This is a genomic window from Streptomyces sp. WAC 04229, assembly GCF_003947455.1.
In the GTDB taxonomy this organism is placed as follows: domain Bacteria; phylum Actinomycetota; class Actinomycetes; order Streptomycetales; family Streptomycetaceae; genus Streptomyces.
In genome coordinates, this window is the sequence record NZ_QHJH01000296.1 from 1 (window position 1) to 5,712 (window position 5,712).

Annotated in this window: 6 protein-coding genes; 3 read left to right on the plus strand and 3 right to left on the minus strand. The window is 75.3% G+C overall.

What is annotated here, in order from left to right:
• From DMH12_RS36725 to DMH12_RS36735, 3 genes are all read left to right on the plus strand, one after another.
• The coding region (locus DMH12_RS36725) for a sensor domain-containing protein (protein WP_148107582.1) at positions 1-1,024 on the plus strand (1,024 nt) is incomplete at its 5' end.
• Positions 1,024-1,656, plus strand: a complete 633-nt coding sequence (locus tag DMH12_RS36730; RefSeq protein ID WP_125495627.1) for a response regulator transcription factor — start codon at positions 1,024-1,026, stop codon at positions 1,654-1,656. The genes DMH12_RS36725 and DMH12_RS36730, both read left to right, overlap by 1 nt.
• Positions 1,657-1,795: 139 nt before the next feature.
• Positions 1,796-2,962 (plus strand): hypothetical protein, encoded by a 1,167-nt coding sequence (locus tag DMH12_RS36735; protein WP_125495628.1) that lies wholly within the window; start codon positions 1,796-1,798, stop codon positions 2,960-2,962.
• A gap of 83 nt (positions 2,963-3,045) precedes the next feature.
• Here the strand turns inward: DMH12_RS36735 and DMH12_RS36740 are convergent, their stop codons facing one another.
• The 3 genes from DMH12_RS36740 to DMH12_RS36750 all read right to left on the minus strand — a co-directional run bounded on the left by DMH12_RS36740 (position 3,046) and on the right by DMH12_RS36750 (position 5,703).
• Entirely contained in the window at positions 3,046-4,419 is a 1,374-nt protein-coding gene (locus tag DMH12_RS36740; RefSeq protein WP_125495629.1) for a carbohydrate-binding protein, read from the minus strand.
• A 119-nt stretch (positions 4,420-4,538) separates the two neighbouring features.
• Positions 4,539-4,724 carry a hypothetical protein gene (locus DMH12_RS36745; RefSeq protein WP_125495630.1) on the minus strand — a complete coding sequence of 62 codons (186 nt, stop codon included), beginning with the start codon at positions 4,722-4,724 and terminating at the stop codon, positions 4,539-4,541.
• A 10-nt stretch (positions 4,725-4,734) separates the two neighbouring features.
• Entirely contained in the window at positions 4,735-5,703 is a 969-nt protein-coding gene (locus DMH12_RS36750) for a LysR family transcriptional regulator (RefSeq protein WP_125495631.1), read from the minus strand.
• Between the last annotated feature and the right edge of the window lie 9 nt (positions 5,704-5,712).

A 5,712-nucleotide genomic window follows, 5' to 3' on the forward strand; every position in this document is an offset into this window, starting at 1 on the left:
GGACCCCCACCGGCCACCCCCCACACCAGGCCTGTGGCCCTGGCTGGCCACCCGGCTGCGGGAGCGGGCGACCTGGCGGGAGCTGGGCCACGCCCTGCTGTTCGCCGGTCTGCTCTGGCCGGTGGACGCCGTGATCGTCACCGCAGCCCTGGCCACACCGCTGTCCATGGTGGCCACCCCGCTGCTGATGGCGACCGTCGGCGGGGGCGAGGAGGCGAAGGTGCTCAAGACGTGGACGGTCACCACCTGGCCGACCGCTTTCGGCGCCGCGCTGCTGGGCCTGCTGCTCCTCGCCCTGGGCGGCTACGCGCTGGGTCTGGCCGCCGGTGCGCGGGCCGAGCTGACCCGCGTCCTGATCGCTCCGCGCGACGGCGACCTGGGCGCCAGAGTCGTCGAACTGACGCGCTCGCGCGTGCGGTTGGTGGACGCGTTCGAGTCGGAGCGGCGCCGTATCGAGCGCGATCTGCACGACGGGGCACAGCAGCGGCTGGTGGCCCTGACGATGGCCCTCGGCCTGGCCCGGCTCGACGCGCCGCCCGGCCCGCTGGCCGATCAGCTCGCCAAGGCGCACGGCGAGGCGGGCAAGGCGCTGGAGGAACTGCGGGAGCTGATCCACGGCATCCATCCCAAGGTCCTCGCCGACTACGGGCTGGAGGCCGCGGTCGCCGACGCCGCCGACCGGTCCGCCGTGCCCGTCGACGTCACCCTGGAGCTGGCCGGGAGGCTGCCCAAGGCGGTGGAGGCCGCCGCCTACTTCGTGGTCCGCGAGGCCCTCGCCAACGTCGGCAGGCACAGCGGCGCCGACCGTGCGGAAGTGACCGGCGGCCACCTCGACGGACGGCTGTTCCTGGAGGTCAGGGACGACGGCCGGGGCGGCGCCGACGCCGGGGCGGGCAGCGGGCTGACCGGTCTCGCCGACCGGGTGTCGGTGCTGGATGGCAGACTCTCCCTGTCCAGTCCGCCGGGCGGACCGACCCTGTTGCGCGTGGAGATTCCTTGCGAGTGGACCGAACGCTTCGCGTAGTGCTGGCCGAGGACAGCGTTCTGCTGCGGGACGGGCTGACCGGCCTGCTCGCCCGCTGCGGGCACGAGGTGGTGGCCGCCGTCGGGGACGCGGAGGCACTGGTCGAGGCGGTGGCGGAGCACGCACCGGACGTCGTGGTCACCGACGTCCGCATGCCGCCCGGCTTCCAGGACGAGGGCCTGCACGCGGCGGTGCGGCTGCGGGAGCGGAGCCCGGCCCTGCCCGTCCTCGTCCTCAGCCAGTACGTGCAGCGGACCTACGCCGCCGAGTTGCTGGACTCCGGTGACGGCACGGGCGTCGGCTACCTGCTGAAGGACCGCGTCGGCCAGGTCGAGGAGTTCGTCGAGGCGCTGACCGAGGTCGCGGACGGCGGCACGGTCGTCGACCCGGAGGTGGTACGCCAGTTGCTGCGCCGCCGCCGGGACCCGCTGGAGCGGCTCACCCCGCGTGAGCGGGAGGTGCTCGCGCTGGTCGCGGAGGGCAGGTCCAACGCGGCGGTCGCCCGCCAACTCGTCGTTTCCGAGGCGGCGGTGGGCAAGCACATCGGGAGCATCCTCACCAAGCTCGACCTGCCCCCGGCGACCGAGACCCACCGCAGGGTGCTGGCGGTCCTGGCGTATCTGCGGGCGTGAGGCGGTCGTCCCTGCCCCTGGCGGGGTTGTGATTGGGTCACGAACCCATCGGGGCCCTGCACTTCTCCTTCACGGGACGGCACGATTGATCGCCGGAGGCTCCCGCCGGCCGCCCCCGCTCGCACCGGAAAGTGAGTCCGTGAGTACCGTCCCGCCCCCCGACCGTTCCGACGACGACCCGTCGTCCTCCCTGTCCGACGAGCAACTGGAGTCGTTCCTGCGGGAGGCCGCCGAGGGCGGTGGCTCCTCCGCGCCCAAGGAGCCCTCCGCGCGCGCCCGGATGGTGGCCCGGCGGCTGCGGGAGGAGGACGAGGCGGCCCTGCGCGCCGACCCTCGTGGCGGGCGGAAGAACCAGGGGCCGCCGCCCCCGCCGGGATGGCGTACCGGCCCGGCGCCGTCGGCGGGCGGCTCCCGGAAGCGGCGGGTGGGCGCGGTCGTCGGCGTGCTGGTCCTGGCGGCGCTCGCGGCCGTCGCCGTACGGCCCTCGCTGGTGCTGCCGGACGACGACGGCGGCTCCGGACAGCCGTTGGCGGCCGAGACCGCGCGGCCCAGCGGCGCCGCCGGTGGCCCCGCCGACTCCGGCCGGGCCACGTCCGAGCACCCCTTCCGCGGCTCGCCCGCCGAACAGTGGGCCGAGGGAGCCGACGCCATCGAGGTACCGAAGGCGAAGGCGCTCTCCGGTCTGAGCGAGGACGACGTGGCGTTCGCGCTGCGCCGCACCAAGGACCTGCTGGTCGCCGCCAACCTGGACCCCGGAGTCCTGCGCGGCGGGCAGCCGGACAAGGCGCTGGCCGTCCTCGACCCGAAGCAGCCGGAGCTGCTGCCCAAGCTGCGCCGGTCGCTGCGCGCACCGGACGAGGAGCACGACCCGCTCAAGCTATTCACCCGCTTCGACCCGGCCGAGACCCGCCTGGCCGGCGACGTGGTCAAGGTGCGCGGCCGCATGACCCTCGCCGCCGGGGAGCCGGGCGTCGTGAAGGTCAACGCCGACTACACCTTCGTCTACCCGCTGGTGCGGACCGACGACCCCGACGGCCCGGTGGCCCGCACCATCGTCCGCCGCGAACTGACCCTGGCGCTCAACGACCCGGACGCCTGGGACGTGACCGAGGGCAAGCTGGTGCTGGAGAAGTACGTCTCCGAGCACAACAACACCGACTGCGACGTCAACGACGGCTACCTGCACCCCGGTTTCGCCGACGACGGCCCCGACGGCGCGCGGCCCACCGGGCCCGCGATCGACCCTTACGACACCACCGTGCCGCTCACGCCGGACGGGTCCTGCGGCCGGGTCACCCGCACCTGACGCCCCACAGCCGCGACCGGGCCCGGGTGCGCTCTCCCTGCGCACACCCGGGCCCGCCCCCCCCGTTCCAGAGGGTCAGCCGCTCACACCCGCTGCCACAGCGCCGGCACGTTCGACGGCTCCCAGCCCCGCTGGGCCTGGTGGCCCTGGAGGCAGCGGTAGGTGGCGCCGCCGTACGTCACCGTGTCGCCCGCCTGGTAGACGGTGCCGGCCGCCCAGGTGCCGCCGGGCTCTCCGGGCTCGCCCGGGTCCTCGCCGCCGTCACCGGTCGTCTTCAGGGTGAGGCCGTAGTTCTGGAGCAGCGGGTTGATCGGCTGGAAGAAGGTCGTGCCGCCGCTGCTGCAGTTGCCCGACCCGCCCGAGGTGACCCCCTGCGCCTGACTGCCGGATATGTACGAGCCGCCCGAGTCGCCGGGCTCGGCGCACACCGTGGTGCGGGTGACGCCGCTGATGGTGCCCTCGGGATAGGTCACGCTGGTGTTGTGCTGCTGGACGGTGCCGCAGTGCCAGCCCGTGGTGGAACCGGAACGGCACACGGACGCGCCGACCGGGGCCTGCGTCGACCCGGCGACCTGCACGTTCTGACCGCCCGCCCCGCTGACGTAGGGCGTGGCCGTCCACTGGGAGTTGGTGGCCACCCAGGCCATGTCGCGGCCGGGGAAGACCGACCCCTGGAAGGTGCCCTGGGCCACCCGGTTGGCGCCGCTCGTGCTCGCGCCCGCCCGGCCGCAGTGACCGGCGGTGGCGAAGCCCTGCTGGGTGCCCTTGGTGACGGGGAAGCCGATCGAGCAGCGCCCGCTGTTGTTGATGTAGTACGCCTCGCCGCCCCGCAGGTCGTACAGCGGGCGGGGCCGCTCGGCCGACTTCTCGACGCGCGCGAGCCCGGCGCCGACACCGGCCGCGTCGAGGAGGGCGCGGGCCGCGGAGGGACGTACGGCCTGCACGGTGACCGTGTTCGTGCGGACGTCGACGTACCGGACCGGCGCGTCGGCGGTGTCCCGGTGAGCGGCCGCCCGGTCAAGGCGGGACTTGGCCGCGTCCAGGTCGGCGAGCGAGTGCCGGACGACCTCGGCCACCGCGCCCCGCGCCTCGATCACCGCCACGTCGGCCGCGTCCGTCGTCGCCACGGTCAGCGTGCCCGACTCGGCGCCCCGCACCCAGGCGCCGGCGAAGTCGCCGCCGAGGTCGGCCCGCAGCCGGCCCGCGACGGCACCGGCCTCGGCCTCGTTCACGAGCCGCCGTTCGGCCTGCTCCCGGTCGAGGCCGAGGTCGCGCTCCATGGCCCGGAGCAGGGCGGGCGGGGCGGCGTCGGCGCGCAGCGCCTCGGCGGCCGTGGGCGCGGCGGGGGAGGGTGCCGTCCCGGCGCTCGCGGAGCCGCTGAGCCCGGCCACGAGCAGGGCGGCCGTCGCGGCGACGGCGGCACCCACGGCTCTGGTCTGTCGGTGTCGGTGGGGCATGGGGGATCTCCTCGGTCTCGGTGGGGAGGTGCCGAAACCGTAGGGAGGAGCGGAGGGCTGTCGTAAGACGTCGCTTGGCCCTCTGGGTGGCGTTATGGAACGCGGCGCACGGAAGCGCCTCAGTCCTTGCCCTGGGCGTTGCGGTCGACGTAGGCCCTGGCGCCCCAGACGCCCAGCGTCACGCAGCACATGGTGACGCCGAACCACGCGGCGTCGGCCCAGGTGTCCTGCCACAGCCGGGAGACGACGCCCATGCAGGCACTCAAGCCGGCCGCCAGGGCCACGAGCTTCAGCCATCGCCTCATGCCGCCCCGCCTACCCCGGCCGGCCCCCGGCATACGGGACGGGGTGCGCGGACAGCCACTCGGTGTAACTGTCACTGCCCGCAGCCACGTCCGCGTGCGCGCCCCGGGCCTGGGCGAGGACGGTGGCCGCGAGGTCCGTCAGCTGCGACACACCGTGCCAGCCCAGCAGGTGCCGCCAGGCCAGCGGGGTGCCGGTGAGCGGGCGGGTGACGATGCCGGGGGTGGTCGGGAAGGTCGCCCGGCACAGGCCGACCGCCCGGCCCACCTGCACCAGGTGGACGAGGGACGCGGTGTCGGTCTCGTACATGCGGCGCGGGGTGAACCCGGCGCGGGCGCACGAGGCGGTGAAGCAGTCGCCGAAGCAGCCGTCGCCGGGTACGCAGGCCCACTCCTCGCCCGCCAGCTCGGTCAGGTCCACCTCCGGCCGGCCGGCGAGCGGGTGGCCGCCGGGCATCATCACGAAGACCGGGTCGACGGCGACCTCCCGCCAGACCAGCCCCCCGGCACCGGGCGGGGCCGCCGATCCGCAGGTCCCGGCGAGCGCGTAGTCCAGCCGGCCGTCGGCCAGCTGCTCGGCCAGCTCCCGCTCCGACCAGGACGTGCAGGTCGTCATCCGGGCGTCCGGTGCCACGTCGGCGAGCCGGTCCACCAGGGCGCCGAGGAGCGGCCCGTGGGTGCCGCCCAGCCGCAGGTGCCGCGCGGTCCGCGGGGCCCGCGCGAACCGGGCCGCCTCCTGCTGCAGCTCGGTCACCGCGGGCAGCACGATCCGGCTGCGCTCCAGCACCAGCTCCCCGAGCGCGGTGGCCCGCACCCCGTGCCGCCCCCGGACGAACAACGCCCCGCCCAGCGCCCGCTCGATCCGCTTCAGCTGCGCGCTCAACGCGGGCTGCGCGAGCCCGAGCGCCGTCGCCGCCCTGGTGAGGCTGCCGGCGTCGGCGATGGCCCGGACCGTCCTGAGATGCCGCAACTCCAGCTCCATAGGGGGAGC